At 47.3% G+C, this 14925-nt stretch carries 12 protein-coding genes; 3 read left to right on the top strand and 9 right to left on the bottom strand.

Annotation, left to right across the window (positions count from 1 at the left end):
* Positions 1 to 89: 89 nt before the first annotated feature.
* The 6 genes from QUA97_RS03910 to QUA97_RS03935 all read right to left on the bottom strand — a co-directional run bounded on the left by QUA97_RS03910 (position 90) and on the right by QUA97_RS03935 (position 6560).
* Complete coding sequence (locus tag QUA97_RS03910; RefSeq protein WP_194066340.1) at positions 90 to 749, bottom strand: type I restriction endonuclease subunit R; 660 nt, start codon at positions 747 to 749, stop codon at positions 90 to 92.
* A complete protein-coding gene (locus tag QUA97_RS03915) occupies positions 746 to 2260 on the bottom strand; it encodes a GTP-binding protein (protein WP_333193190.1) in 1515 nt (504 codons plus the stop codon). Before QUA97_RS03915 ends, QUA97_RS03910 begins: the two co-directional genes overlap by 4 nt.
* 198 nt (positions 2261 to 2458) lie before the next feature.
* Positions 2459 to 3067: a Uma2 family endonuclease gene (locus tag QUA97_RS03920; RefSeq protein ID WP_333116065.1), complete on the bottom strand. Its 609-nt coding sequence runs from the start codon at positions 3065 to 3067 to the stop codon at positions 2459 to 2461.
* Positions 3068 to 3195: 128 nt separating this feature from the next.
* A complete protein-coding gene (locus QUA97_RS03925) occupies positions 3196 to 4644 on the bottom strand; it encodes a YcjF family protein (protein WP_333193194.1) in 1449 nt (482 codons plus the stop codon).
* A 460-nt stretch (positions 4645 to 5104) separates the two neighbouring features.
* On the bottom strand, positions 5105 to 6187 hold the full coding sequence (locus QUA97_RS03930; protein WP_333116071.1) for an ATP-dependent 6-phosphofructokinase: 1083 nt from the start codon (positions 6185 to 6187) through the stop codon (positions 5105 to 5107).
* Between the two features lie 130 nt (positions 6188 to 6317).
* Positions 6318 to 6560, bottom strand: coding sequence for a hypothetical protein (locus QUA97_RS03935; RefSeq protein ID WP_194011923.1), 243 nt, complete (start codon positions 6558 to 6560; stop codon positions 6318 to 6320).
* A gap of 420 nt (positions 6561 to 6980) precedes the next feature.
* Between QUA97_RS03935 and QUA97_RS03940 the strand changes: the two genes are divergently transcribed.
* Entirely contained in the window at positions 6981 to 7487 is a 507-nt protein-coding gene (locus QUA97_RS03940; protein ID WP_194011922.1) for a hypothetical protein, read from the top strand.
* A 289-nt stretch (positions 7488 to 7776) separates the two neighbouring features.
* Positions 7777 to 8883 (top strand): galactose-1-phosphate uridylyltransferase, encoded by a 1107-nt coding sequence (gene galT, locus QUA97_RS03945; protein WP_333193199.1) that lies wholly within the window; start codon positions 7777 to 7779, stop codon positions 8881 to 8883.
* Between the two features lie 333 nt (positions 8884 to 9216).
* On the opposite strand, the gene QUA97_RS03950 is transcribed toward galT, so the two are convergent.
* From QUA97_RS03950 to QUA97_RS03960, 3 genes are all read right to left on the bottom strand, one after another.
* Complete coding sequence (locus tag QUA97_RS03950) at positions 9217 to 9669, bottom strand: clan AA aspartic protease (RefSeq protein ID WP_194066345.1); 453 nt, start codon at positions 9667 to 9669, stop codon at positions 9217 to 9219.
* A gap of 112 nt (positions 9670 to 9781) precedes the next feature.
* A complete protein-coding gene (gene pdhA / locus QUA97_RS03955) occupies positions 9782 to 10816 on the bottom strand; it encodes a pyruvate dehydrogenase (acetyl-transferring) E1 component subunit alpha (protein WP_194066346.1) in 1035 nt (344 codons plus the stop codon).
* A 38-nt stretch (positions 10817 to 10854) separates the two neighbouring features.
* Entirely contained in the window at positions 10855 to 12081 is a 1227-nt protein-coding gene (locus QUA97_RS03960) for an RNA-guided endonuclease InsQ/TnpB family protein (RefSeq protein ID WP_194066347.1), read from the bottom strand.
* 476 nt (positions 12082 to 12557) lie between these two features.
* Between QUA97_RS03960 and QUA97_RS03965 the strand changes: the two genes are divergently transcribed.
* Complete coding sequence (locus tag QUA97_RS03965; protein ID WP_194066348.1) at positions 12558 to 14849, top strand: IMS domain-containing protein; 2292 nt, start codon at positions 12558 to 12560, stop codon at positions 14847 to 14849.
* Positions 14850 to 14925: the final 76 nt, after the last annotated feature.

The raw sequence follows: 14925 nt of genomic DNA on the forward strand, positions 1-14925 counted from the left end.
TAATATTACCCACAATCAGGACACGGCAATGCCGTGTCCCTACAATTAATCCGGGTAGGGAAACGGCACTGCCGTGTCCTCCGTTTATATCATTCCGGTGCCACCGGAATTAATATCAGTTGACCAATTTTTCTCAAGACTTGAAGAACCGTATAAAGTTCGTTGGTTAGAGGAAGCGGTGAAAATATTCTTGATAAGTCATATTGAGGTGGATTCTGAAAGTCTAGCTTGACGAATACAATTTCACTGCCATTTGTCATCGCAGCAAAACTCGGTCTATCCTTCCGGGGATTGGCTGTCATGTATGCTAGTGTTTGGGGAAGTGCAGACCTTACTGAGATGGTGGTGCGCTTCGACTCTAAAAGTGTCACCCAAAACTGATTTTGCATCACTAAAACATCAATCCTTCCTTGGATAGTTTCTATTTCTTCATCTTCCTCATCTAAAACAATTTGTACAGATTTTTCACCAGTCATTTTAAAAGGTGAATCGTAAAAACCCGCTCGTTCCAAGAGAGGTGAACCCATGATTAGCGTGACGGTTCCTTCTGTCAGACTTCCATCATTTAAATGATAGAGATATCTGCGCCGGAGCGAATTAAGACCGGCTCGATCCGCTTCTGTAATTTCGGGCAAATCTGTATACCATTCTGGGAAAAATCCCTCGGCTTCTGTTCGTGTAATATTGAATCGAGATTCAACATCTGCTAAAGTTTGGATGATTTCAGTAATGGCTGTTGTTTGTGTCATATTTTAAATTCTTGCTGGAGGCGATCGATAATTGTATTGCGCTCGATAGTGGCGAGAATTTCTTGAATTACCGTATCTTGTCCCAGAGGGCCCCAAGTGCAGCCTTTTTCTAAATAAACTTGAGCCGCCCGACCGACAGCGTAGGTTCCGTAAGCTGCTAAACTAGCTTGAGTGACAGCGACTCCGGCAAAAGTAGAAAAGCCAATTTGTGGAGCAGCAGCAGCGGCACTTTTGCCAAATCCCAAGAGGAAACTGCTACCTAATTCTCCCAAAAGTACGCCGCCTGCGCTGGAGAAAATAGTCTGCCAAAGTTTCCCCGCTTCGTAACCAGTCATGGGTAAACCGTAAAGTCTGGATAAGGAGCGAATTAAGGCTAAATCTGCGACAGTTGCTCCCATGACATCTAGGAAAGCAATGGGATTTATCCCCACAGCCAAAGCTTTGTATTTGGCAAATTGCCAGATTAAATCGTCGGCTTCTGTTTGCCGCAATTTGAGAACTTGACGAGCAATGTTTGCTTCGGCATCTCTAGCTTCTACTAAAGCATTGAGAGCGAGGAGCGATCGCCCTTCTCTGTTAAGAATTGTCAAAATTTTGTGCTTGAGTTGGTCTATCTGGGGGGGAGGCGACTCCCATTCGTGGGTGACACTTCCATCTGACCATTCGACGCGCACTTGCACCGGTGCGGGTTCGGCGGCTACCATGACTATTTCTAAAGATTTAGCAATTTTAGGAGCGGATTTTGGTGTAGATTGATCGGAAGTGTTGTTTGGTCGATCGCCCGAAATTTCCGTATCTGTGGCATCTGCTACCGAATCTGCTGCTAAGCCTTCAGAATTTCCCAGTGATTGCAAACTTTGGTAAATAGCTTTTCTGTCTAATTCTGGATACAGGTCAATTTTATTAAAAACTAAAATCAGCGGTTTTTGAGCTGTTTGCAATTCGCACAAAGCTTGATATTCAGTGCGGGTGATATCGCCAGCCACGACAAACAGAATTAAGTCAGCTTGGCGAGTGACTTGTTTTGCCATATCGCCGCGCACTTCGCCGCCAACTTCATCAATTCCGGGAGTATCAATTAACTCTACTTGAATCCCCCCTTGTCCCCCCTTACTGAGGGGTGGTTCCACAGGCACGCCCTTACCAAGGGGGGGTTGGGGGGGTTCTACACTGTCAAGGAGGGGCAAAGGCACGCTCCAGCGCACGGAACGCGGCCACTGAGTAACGCCGTTGAGAGGGCCTGTTTGCAAGATTTTTTGACCCAGAAGCGCGTTTAATACCGCTGATTTGCCGCGGCTGACCATGCCGAAAGTGGCAATGCGAATCACATTGCGATCGAGCTTTTCTGAGGTGTAACTTAAGATATCTAACTGAGCTTGCAGCGCCGCTTCTAATTCTGTGTTGTTCGAGTTTTTTTTGCCTTGGCGCAAGTGAGAATACCGCGCGAGGGCTTCGCGCAAACTGGCACGGGCTAGGGACAAGCGATTTTCTTGGATGGAATTGTCAGCCATTGGCGATCGGCTTTTTTAAGCAATGTAATTGAGCGTCGAAATATAACATTCTATTTCTTATTTTAATACAATTTTTGATAAAAATCTAGTTTTTTATTGGGGAGTTTTTCAAAAAATATTGAACGGGTTCTCCGGCCCGTTCCACAATAACAAAAAAAAATGTGGCACAGGCCGGAGAGCTTGTTCTTTTCCCTAACACTAGGCTCCGCCTCTGAAAATTGTATCGACGTTGAGCTCCATATTAGGAAATGTAGGTGAAATAATGCGATCGCTCCCTCTGAATTGTGTAATCCTATACTCTCCGTCCACAAGCTGGCAAACCGAGAGGGTGGGTTGTTTGGGGTCGCCAATATGACGTATTCCGCCGAATGCAGCATAATCCGCAATCCAATATTCGAGGATTCCCATCATTTCGTAATCTGCCAACTTTTTGAGATAATCGTCGCGCCAGTTGGTACTGACGACTTCAACAAGCAGCGGGATAGATGTTCCTTGGGTGATTGTTGCTGACTTCAACCATAAGGGTTCGGAGGCTAAAGCCTGACGGTTTAATAGCAAAACATCAGGGATATATCCTGTATCTTTAGCTGGTGGCTTAACTAGCGCTTTCGAGGGAATGCGGTATGGGAGTTGCAGTTGGGTGTAGAGCAGCGTAAATTCTTGAACAAGGTATGCTGTGATATCTTCGTGTTCTCCTGTGGGCTGCATTTCAACCATTACCCCATCGTGAAGTTCGTAGGATTTGTTATCGGGTTTGTCTTCTATAAATTGTTCAAAGGTTAGTATTTTGGGTTGAGTTTGTATCATCGTGCCAACCTTATTTAGGAATAACAAAAAAGGAAAATATTAGCTGGTTCCGTAACGGGAAAGATGCCCGTTCCACAATAAAAAAAATTCTTGTGGAACAGGCATATTGCCTGTTGCTTTATTTCAACTTAATTGACGGCTGAATTTACTGCCTCGGACTGAGACATTTGAGGCGCGAGACGACTTGCGATTTGGTTGATGAAACCTTGCAAGAAGGAAACTTGCTGATTTTGCATAAATACTGCTTGCAAAGTTTTCGTCAGTTCCGTAAGATTGAAGATGCCTTTAGCATTTTCCAATTCTTGAGTTGAGAAATATTCAATCAAACTCAGTCCGGCTATTCTGGTAAAGTAGGCTGCACTAATTCCCTGCACCGCGCCTCCTGCTGCATAGGTGACGGCATTGCTTTTCAGCAGTCCAGTAATAGTTTGGGTAGACAGTTCTACTAATCCGAGTTTGAACATTTGGGTTGCTAAGGTTCCCGCTACTGTTTTAGCTTGGTCTAAAGAAAACTTTTGCTGGTAGATAGCGCCGAGGTCGATGACGAGTTGGGTGCTGATGGCGGTTGTTGCTAGCAAGTCTAAGGCGGGAACTGGGTTAGCAAAAACGGCGGCGGCGGCGATGTACTGATATTGTTCGATGATGGGAATTGCCCGATCGCGCCTGACTGCATTTAACAAAGTTTTTGCTTCTAATTTAATAGTTGCAGCTTCGCGCACCGCACTCGCCCAGACCAACTGTTGCCGTTCTTCGGTTACGATTTGAGTCAATCTTGCTGTCAGCGGTTCGAGTTGAGAGACTTGATTTTCGATCCGTTCTTTAACAGTGCCGTCTGCTTGGTGCTGCCGCACTTTAATAGAATTTGGGGAAGCTGCGATCGCAATTATATCTTCTGTTCCCAATATTCCTTGCATTCTTTGGTGCAACTGCTGCAAAACTTGCGACTGCTGCGTTGGCAAATATTGGTCTAGTTTGTTCCAGACTAGCAGCACGCGCTGACCTGCTGAAATTAGCTGAGATAATGTTTTAAATTCAGAATCCGTAATGTCGCCCGCTGTTACAAACAACACTAAATCACCGCTGATTTTAGCATCGGCATTTGTGGTATTGGTAAACAGCGGTGCTGTTTCTGAGAAAATCTGCTTTGACGGTTGTTGGGATGCCCAATTAGAATTTAAAACTTGAATTAAGGCAGTTTTGCCGACAGCTTTGCCGCCGCTTACGGTAATCCGCAAGTCTTGTCTGTCTAATTCCGCTTTGAGCCGATCGAGCTTTGCTGTTAGATTAGCCGGATTTGCCGAGTTTTGAGCTTCCTGAGCTAGCAAATTAATCGCGGCGGATGCCGTGGCGATCGCTTTTTCGGCTGCTTCGCGGTTGACCAGGGGTTCCGCGAGTGCGAGTTCGAGTTTGGGGGATTGTTGCTTCCACCACCAATAACCCGCACCAGCGGCCGCCAAGCCGATGAGTGCCGTTTCGCCCATTTCTGAACCCGAATGCTGTAAAGTTTCCAGCAGCCACAGCGCCGCTGAAAGTCCTATTCCGCCTATCAAAATCGGTCGCCGCAAGTTAAGTGTCATTGTTACCTTCCTGTGGGTATTATTGCCAAGCTTAACCTTAACGGGCTTGGTCTTTGTCCCTATATTCCATCGTACCTCTGGGACATCGAAACTGGCAGGCGGGCTACCCGTGCGGATTACACCCTCAAGTTTTTGGACAAGTGCCAAATCTACTTTCAGCATAAATCACAGGATCGATCGCAGTTGTCAAGTCGATCGACACAGATACACACCGATGGTTTTCTGATGGGAAAGTGAAAAACATGGGGCCAGAAACCGGGTTTTTTAACTAATACCAATTTCAAAAAATAATGCAACAGTATTCTTGTCCCCCCCCTTGCTAAGGGGGGGCTAGGGGGGGTCGGAGAGTATTGCATGATTTTAGAGAAATGGTATAAATACTAGCCAAAAACCCTCTATTGCCAAAAAACCCGGTTTCTTTGCTTCTTGTTACTGTTTGAGAACTAAGACAAATAATTGTCTAATCTCCCAAACAAATTCCCAAACCGCGGGCCGTTTTAACCAAAGTACCGTTGAAGTCTACCGGTCTATATTTGGAAATCGCATCTTCCAACGGAACGCTGACAACTTCTCGCTGCTGCCAAGATACCATGCAGTCGTATTTCTCTTCGGCAATTAAATCAACTGCTGCAACCCCAAAAGCAGAAGCAATTAATCTTTCTAACGAAGAAGGCGTTCCCCCGCGTTGAGTGTGTCCCAAAACCGTGACGCGGGTTTCTGCACCGCTACATTCCGAAATTGTATCAGCTAAATACTGACCGATTCCGCCTAATCGACTTTGACCTAAGCGATTTGTGTGCATTACTAATTCGCCTGCTTCTGTGCGAACTGCCTCCGCTACTACAACTAAACAGTAGTTTTTTCCGCGTTGTTGGCGTTCTTGAATTTTGGCACAGATTTCGGAAATTTTGTAAGGAATTTCGGGAATCAAAATGATATCAGCTCCCCCAGCAATTCCGGCACTAATTGCAATATGTCCGGCGTCGCGTCCCATGACTTCAACAATTATCACGCGGCTGTGACTTGCCGCAGTAAAATGCAATCTGTCTAGTGCTTCTGTAGCAATATTGACAGCAGTATCAAAACCGATCGAACGCTCGGTAACTCCGACATCATTATCAATAGTTTTAGGAATAGCCACTAAATTCAAATTACCTTCGAGAGCAATCTTCCTGAGAATGGCGAGACTACCATCGCCACCTATGCCAATTAAGGCATCCAGACCGAGTTGATGATAGCCTTGAATAATATCATCGGAGCGATCGCGCACAGTTCCGTCAGCCATCGGGAAAGCAAAAGGGTTGCCCTTATTTGTCGTGCCCAGCATTGTACCGCCAATGGTGAGCCAAGAGTCTACTTTCTCAATATTCAAAGGAATTGCTTCCGGGGGACGACTCATCAATCCGTTGGTGGCTTGACGAATTCCCATTACTTTCCAATTGTAAGTTCCCGTTGCGCGGTAAACAACGGCTCGTATCACGGCATTTAAACCTGCACAGTCACCTCCGCTAGTGAGAATGCCGATACACTTTTGTTCTCCCATAATTTATGCCAGACTTTTGTTACTCAGAACATGGGTTGATTTTTTGAGATCCCGATCGTCCAATCCTTATTTGCGACGTAATTTAGCGGCTCTAGCCTCCCAAATCACCGTTTCAAATACAACATAAATTTTACTTGGGATTGAGGCGTTTAGAAACTTGGTTAATGATACCGCTGAGAATTGCACCGCCCATGAGAATTCCCAGGGCGGGATTGAATACGGGTTGCCACAGACTGTACCATAAATCGAAACCGAGATTCACTCCGGTCGATCGCCCAACTACGGCGATCGCAAACCACCCAAAAATAGCAAAGACGAAAAACACATCAGCTACTAGAATCAAGTTGATAAAGTTAAGAATTTTATCTTTCATGGTCGAGGGTTCCTTTTGAGTGTATATTTGTCAGCTCTTGACTGTTGACTGTTGACTGTTGACTGTTGACTGCTGACTGTTGACTGTTGGCTGTTGACTCTTGACTGGGGGTCGAAAAACTCAATGGTTGAGTGTTAACTTTTGATTCGATTTTATGATTACGATGTCACCGGAAACGATGTCAGTCGATTTTAGATTCGGGCCTTGAAGATTTAAGATTTGCTCTCCCGCTGAATCTGGAATCTTGAAGTTTGAGCTAAAAATTTTCTCTCTCCATGACTTAAATTGGGGGCTTGTATCCATTCTAAGGGCGTCAAATTTGGGCAAGCGGTTAGCAAGGAAGCGGAACGATCGCTGCAACAGGCGATCGAATAAAGATAAAATATCATTCAATTGTTGTCGCACACTTGTGGTCAAAATATGGTTCGCTATACACTCCCTCAAAGCCCCGAAATTATTTTAACTGTCAGAGGGAAAGATTCAGTCAAAGCCCGCGAACAAGCGATGGATAAGCTGATGCTGCTGATGGATGAAGGTCAGCTACCTACAGAGCTCGCAGAAGGATTTGGGCCCAAGCAGTTTGTTGAAGTTAAGGATATCGAAGATGCCGCCTCGGATGGCGAAGACGCAATTACTGAAGCGGTGCAGATTTTGAGCAATTTGGCAAGTCTCAAATTGAAAGTCATGGAATCCCGCGAAGAAGCACTCAAAATCCGGGAGGCGATCGACATTTTGTTTACAGATGAGTCTGTGACGGCAGAAGAAATTGGTCGTCTCAAAGACGGTTTCAAAGTTCTCAAAACCTTCGCTCAAGCTAACGTCCGCTATCGAGAAGCTAGGAGCCAAGCTGAGGAAGCGCGGACAATTCTCGACGGAGCTTTGCAATCAGTAGAACCCGAAAACAAGGCGCAGAAATCGGCGAAATAAAAGTACAAAGAAAGCTGTTTTTACAGGGCATATCGCAGAGATATAGCCTTTCGATCTCTCATCTGAGGTACTATCCGGGATAGGGGATAGGGAATAGGGCATAGGGCATAGGGCATACCTCACCACGCTTGAGAACCGCTATACCGCCCTCTGAATACTACCCATATCCCATTAATTAACAGTCATCAAAAGTTCGGACAGTTTTTTTAACGGGCCTGTAAGCCGATCGCGAGCAAGCCCGGTCATTTTTAACACATTTGAGGAAACTTAGGAATAAAATATATTAAAAATGCTCGATCGCCCACAAAAAATGTACCGCCAAACATTGCGAAAACCCGACGGCCGCCCGATCGCACTTTACAGCCGCTACCCAATTCCAAAAGGCATCGCCGCCGTAAGTCCCAGCAATGAACCTGTAAAAGCCAACCCGCACTTTCGCTGGCATCCCTTGCGGGGGGAATGGGTAGCATATGCCAGCCACCGTCAGGAAAGAACTTTCATGCCACCGCCGGAATATAACCCGCTGGCTGCTACAATTAATCCTAGATTTCCCACAGAATTGCCGCGAGGAAATTACGACATAGCAGTTTTTGACAACCGCTTTCCATCGATGAGTTTCCCGGCAAATAATGCACCTACAAATATTGTGGAAACTGTACCGGCTAACGGCGTTTGTGAAGTTGTCGTTTTTACTCAAGATCCGCTGGCTTCGTTGGGTTCTTTGGAATTAACTCACTTAGAATTATTGTTAGAAGTGTGGGCAGATCGCACTTCAGTTATCAGCAGCAATCCCGAAATTCAATATGTCTTGCCTTTTGAAAATCGCGGCGTAGAAGTTGGAGTAACTTTGCACCACCCCCACGGTCAAATTTATGCTTATCCGTTCGTGCCACCGGTGCCGGCGCGGATGTTAGAATGTCAGTCGATTTACTATCAAAAAAACAGCAGCGGTTTGCTGCAAGATTTGATTCAAAAGGAAATTTCAGACAAACAGCGAATTCTGTATTTAGATGAATATGCGATCGCCTTTGTGCCCGCTTGCGCCCGCTACCCTTACGAAGTGTGGATTGCGCCCATCGCACCGGTTGCCACATTTATCGATCTTACCGAAAAACAGCGTCAAGGACTTGCCAAGGCCTTAAAAACAGTCGCCCTTAAATATGATGGTTTGTGGCACCGCCCATTCCCTTATTTGATGGCTTGGTTTCAAGCGCCCACAGACGGAAAGCCTCACCCAGAGGCGCATTTGCACGCTGAGTTTTATCCGCCCTACCGATCGCGCGATCGGCTCAAATACCTAGCGGGAACCGAACTCGCAGCGGGAATGTTTGTCAACGATGCTTTACCGGAAGAAAAAGCTCAAGAATTGCAAGCCGTATCTGTCAATCTCTATTAATAACCTCGCTCAATTTAGTTCGTAGTGATGACTTTAGTTCTTCTTTATTAAACACTTTTTTAAGAAAAACTAAAGTCCCAGGGGGAACCTTGCTGGTTACCAGGCTCTGCCTAGTAATGCAGGTGCGGAGGCTCTGCCTCCTTTGAGGAAGGCAACTTACAGTAGAGAGAACTGTAGGAGGTATTTAAGTTATTAAGTTTTCAATCCTAAAATCCTTACTACGAACCTTTTTTCAGAAGAAGTGAAGTCCTCACGACGAACCAATACGGTTCACTTAAGATTGTCATATATCTATGAAAAAACCGGGTTTATGAGGTGTCATGAATATGGTTTTTATACTCTCAACACAGCTCTTTCGGGATTTTCGGGATTTGGAACTAAACGCTGATTTTTCCAATCTACCAGCAAGTCTAAAGTTTCTAACACAGTTTGACCGATGAGCACGATATCGCCTAAAACCATTGCGGCCTCGATCGTCTCGCGCCCTGCCATTTCAATAATCATAGGCCCAGTCAATCCCACTGTTTCTTGTCTACCATCAGCATATTTTGCTATTTCCTGACTCCGAATTCTCAAACCAAGGTGTTCGCAAACTTCTACAGGAATTGCTGTGCGTACTGCACCAGTATCTATCAGTGCTTCTGCTTCGTACACTCGCAGAAGATTTGGATTGAGCAATCCTCTCTTGACTAACTCTTCATCAATGGCATTTGTTAGTTTGACTTTGACTCGAACTGCACCCATATTTTTGGTTGTTTGACTCCAATTGCGATCGATATTTATCATAGCGCCTCTCTTTTTCTACAGAAAGTCTACCTTCGATTATAGCTTGAAATGCGGGCAGCCACAGGTTAACACCTGCGGCTGCAATTCAACGCAAATTATCGCGAACTAACTACTAATCTTCAGCATAGATATACCGATACAATTCGCTCGGATCGGGTTCGGGACTCTTCTCCGCAAAATCTAGCGCATCATCAATTACAGCTTCGATCTTTTTGTCGATCGCTTTTAATTCTTCAGCAGTAGCCAAAGTGCGATCGATCAAATCAGCAGCCAACTTCTTAATCGGATCGCGGGGGAACCAATATTCCTTCTCTTCCTTAGAGCGCAACTCATCAGGATCGGCCAAAGAATGACCCCGAAAGCGATAAGTCAAAGCCTCGATTAAAGTCGGGCCTTCGCCAGCCCGCGCCCGTGCTATGGCTTCCTTGGCGACTTCCCGCACCGCCAAAACATCCATCCCGTCAACCTCGAATCCAGCCATGCCAAAAGCATGAGCTTTTTTGTAAATCAAGGGGTCAGAAGTGGCTCGCTCGTGGGCCATGCCGATCGCCCATTTGTTGTTTTCCACAACATAAAGAATCGGCAATTTCCACAAAGCAGCCATATTCAAACATTCAAAAAACTGCCCGTTATTTGCAGCACCATCGCCAAAAAAACAAGCAGTTACGCCATCGGAGCTCTCATCGCCCAAAGCTTCGCGCCGGTACTTCGATTGAAAAGCCGCCCCCGTAGCTACCGGAATCCCCTCAGCCACAAAAGCATAGCCTCCCAACAGCCGATGTTCGGCCGAAAACATATGCATCGAACCGCCCCGGCCCTTCGAGCAACCGGTTTCCTTTCCGAACAACTCCGCCATCACTTCCCGCGCCGGTACGCCCGCGCTCAAAGCGTGAACGTGATCGCGGTAGGTGCTGCTGACGTAATCCGTACTATCGCGGCGCATCGATCGAATCACGCCAGTAGACACCGCTTCCTGGCCGTTGTACAAGTGGACAAAACCAAACATTTTGCCCCGGTAGTACATCTCAGCGCACTTGTCTTCAAACAAACGCCCCAAAACCATATCCTCGTAGAGCATCAAGCCCTCCTCACGAGAAATAGTTACGCTCTGTGCGTCAAAAACTGGTACAATCCGTTCCTCAGCCATAAAAAATTAATACCCGATCGCCTACTTAAACATGTGAATTACCCGACGTTCGTCTGAGTACAGATAGAACGCGGGCTTCCCAATTCAACCGCAACAGCCTCTACAGTAGTAGACTTGCGTCCATACCGTTTTGGTCTTACATTGCGTCCAAGGGCAGTAGCGCTGATTCCCAACGCCAAAATCCGTAAGCCTTCATTTCTGATATTGATCGCCGCATTCACATCTCGGTCATGTCGCTGATTGCAACGAGGGCAATCAAACGAGCGGACACAGAGATCCATCTTTGGGATTTGTAGCAGCGTATTTGAGCAAAGGTCAGAAGAGGGAAAAAACCTGCCTATTTCTAGATAAATCTTGCCGTCAAACTCTGCTTTGTATTTGAGCATGGTGCAAAACATTTCCCAACCTGCATCACTAATTGCCTGGGCAAGGTGATGATGTTTGACCATGTTTTTCACTGCTAGATTTTCCACCACGATAACTTGGTTTTCGTTAACTGTCTTACGGGACAGCTTGTGGAGGAAATCCGAGCGCACTCTCGAAATTTTAGAATGCACTTTTGCCACAGCAATACGAGCTTTACGCCGCTTGTTCGTGGTCTTATCCTTTTTGCGAGATAGCTTTCGCTGTTTGCGTTTTAAGTTAAGCTCATGCTTCTTAAGATGCCGTGGGTTTTGGTATTTTGAGCCATCCGAAGTGACGGCAAAATCAATCAGCCCCAAGTCTAGCCCAATCGTCTTGCCTTGACTACTGGGTTCTGGCGAGTCAAGACCATCCTCGACCAATAGCGAAGCATAATAGCGACGATCGGGCATCCTCGACACCGTAACAGTCCTCAACTTTCCTTCTATGTCTCGATGAACCTTAGCTTTTACCGTTCCTAAGTAACCTGGGAATTTAATTTCGCCTTGGCTCAATAGTTTGACATTTGCGGGATATTGAAGGGATTGCCGACCATGGCGATTTTTGAAAGATGGATAACCAGTACGTCCGTCAAAAAAGTTAATGAACGCTTGAGATAGATTTAGCACAGATTGCTGAAGACATTGTGAATAGCAAGTTTTTAGCCATTCGTGTTCAGCTTTCCAGAACGGAATCTGCTTTTTCATATCAAGAGCAGACAAACCTTTACCCGTCTCTTTGTAAGCTATTGACATAGCCGCAAGTGACTGATTCCAGACCCAACGGGCACACCCAAAAGCTTGAGCCAAATGAGCTTGCTGTGCATCCGTGGGGTAAAGTCTGACCTTGACTGCTTTTAACATTCCATTATGTTAACACGGTTTACAGAACATGATAAATAATAGGGTGGTGGCAAAGATTATTTGCTCGTCGGCGGGGCATCGAACCCCTTGACTCGCACAGCGAACATCCCGTCGCTCAAGGTCGTAAGTAGTAGTTCCGAATTAATTACACGAGATTTCTACTGAAACCCTTACCTAGCAAGGAGTCTTTATGTAATTAATTTTGTGTGGTTACTTACCATTAGATCGCGGGGCTTCCCGCGACTAAGCTAAATGTAAACCGACAGAGGACACAACCCAGCAGAAAATGGTCGAAAATTTTCTCGCCCTGCTGTTGGGAAGTTGTTAAAATCAGGGAAGCAGGGGGCTGGCGTGCCGCTCCGACAGCACGGACTATTGCAGAAACCCGACTAAGTTGTCACTAATGCTTTTGTTAAAAACCAACCTTAGCTAAGATAGGCTAATTTAGTTGCTAGCGCTTTGGGGAAGTGGACGTAGTGTTAATTCCACTAGATTACTACCGGATTTTGGGTCTACCGATTCAAGCTACTGCCGAACAGTTGCAGCAGGCTCACCGCGATCGAACTTTACAGCTTCCGCGTCGGGAGTATTCCGAAGTTGCGATCGTCGCCCGCAAACAATTGATCGATGAAGCCTGCGCCGTTCTGTCAGACTCAGACGCGCGCAAAGCTTATGATGCGAGTTTTTTAGCCAAAACATACGATCGAGAGTCGGAAGCAGCAATTGCAGCCAAGCAGAGGTTAAAAACCTCAAATGGGCCGGCCACTGTTTTGCAAGATGCAGGAGAAACTGCTCCGGCAGAATCTAAGGCTTTAGACGCCGCTCCCGACCCCCACACTCCAAGTATTGAAATCGATGACAACCAATTCGTAGGAGCCCTGCTCGTACTGCAAGAACTGGGAGAATACGAACTCGTACAGAAACTGGGTCGCCCGTATCTCAACAATGGCAGCATCGCGATCGACGAAGGCCGCTTCGGCGATCGCCAGCTCGTGCGGCCGGATATAGTTTTAACAGTAAGTCTTGCGTGTCTAGAACTCGGTCGCGAACAGTGGCAGCAAGGTCAATACCAAAATGCCGCCAAATCATTAGAAGCAGGTCAAGAACTGCTGCTGCGCGAAAGCCTATTTCCAAGCGTGAGGGGTGAAATGCAAGCCGATATATACAAACTCCGTCCGTACAACATTTTAGAATTACTCTCGCTCCCGGAAGAAAAAGTCGCCGAGCGCCGTCAGGGACTGCAAATCCTGCGGGAAATGCTCGAAGAACGGGAGGGCATCGACGGTTCGGGGGACGATCGCTCCGGTTTAGGCATAGAAGACTTCCTCCGCTTCGTCCAGCAACTGCGGAAACACCTAACCAGCAGCGAACAGCAGACTCTATTTGAAGCCGAAGCCGGTCGCCCTTCGGCAGTCGCTACTTACCTGTCGGTTTACACCCTGTTAGCCCAAGGATTTGCCACCAGAGCACCTGCGATGATCCGCCGCGCTAAGCTGATGCTGATGCAGCTCGGCCGCCGCCAAGACGTTCACCTCGAAAAAGCCGTGTGTTCGCTGCTGCTGGGCCAAACAGAAGAAGCCAGCAGAGCCCTAGAACTCAGTTCGGAAAAAGAACCCCTCGCTTTTATTCGCGAACATTCCCAAGATTCTCCCGATTTGTTGCCGGGACTGTGCTTGTACGCCGAACACTGGCTGCAAGAAGAAGTGTTTCCACACTTCCGCGACTTGGCAAATCAGCCAGTCTCGTTGAAAGATTACTTTGCTGACCCGAAAGTCCAAGCTTATCTAGAAGCTTTGCCTTCGGATGCAGAAACGGCCAACGAATGGGTTGTGGTGCAGCCCCGATCGGGCAAACCCCAGGGACGACTGCAACCAACGGGCGATCGCCGACCCACACCCCCGCAGCCCCCAGCAGCCAAACAGGGAGCCAGTAGCGTTACCTTGACCCCCGTACCGGCAGACAGCTCTACCGCAGCCTCAGCCCCGAAAGACCACGCAACGGCTGCAGCACTAGGCGCCGTCTCCGCCGTCTCTCTCCCGACAACTACAGCGCCACGACCCACAGCCTCGACCTCCACCCGGAGGCGCACAGGTTCCAGCGGGCGCAGCGGAGCGACTGGCCAGGGTCTAGCAGGCGATTTAGTCGATCGGACGCGCACCAAAGCAGCACAAATTTCCGCCCAAGTCAAGTCCATGCCTCCAAACAGGCTGGCTCTGTTTGTCGCCGGAGGTGTCCTGAGCCTGTTAATCCTGTGGTTAATACTCAGTTTGTTGGCGAATGCCCTACAATCCGTGCGAGAAGAGCAACCCTTGCTCAGCCTAGAAGCACCGCCCATCCAAATCCCGGTGGCTTCCCCGGCTCCTGAGCCGAACGCGGCAGTGTCGGGAGTAGTCACTGAGGCAGCAGCCAAACAAATAGTTGAAAGCTGGCTGTCGGCGAAAGCGGCGGCTTTGGGCCCTAACCACGCTGTCGAAGAATTAAAGCAAGTTCTCACAGAACCGGCTTTGTCTCGCTGGCAATTGATGGCAGACGCTCAACAGAAAAACAACGCCTACCAGAGTTACCAACACAGCCTGCAAGTTAAAGGAGTTACGACAAATCCGACTAATCCCGATCGCGCGCAAGTAGAAGCCCAAGTAACGGAAAAAGCTAAAGTGTTCGATGGCGATCGGCTAGTTAGTTCTCGCAACGAAGACCTGCGCGTGCGCTACGACTTAATCCGTCAAGAGGGACAGTGGCGGATTATGGATTGGCAAGTGATGAAGTAGGGAATTGGGAATTGGGAATTGGGAATTGGGAATTGGGAATTGGGAATTGGGAATTGGGAATTGGGAATTGGGAATT

Origin of the sequence: Microcoleus sp. CZ3-B2 (assembly GCF_036705055.1) — a bacterium.
Classification (GTDB): Bacteria; Cyanobacteriota; Cyanobacteriia; order Cyanobacteriales; family Microcoleaceae; genus Microcoleus.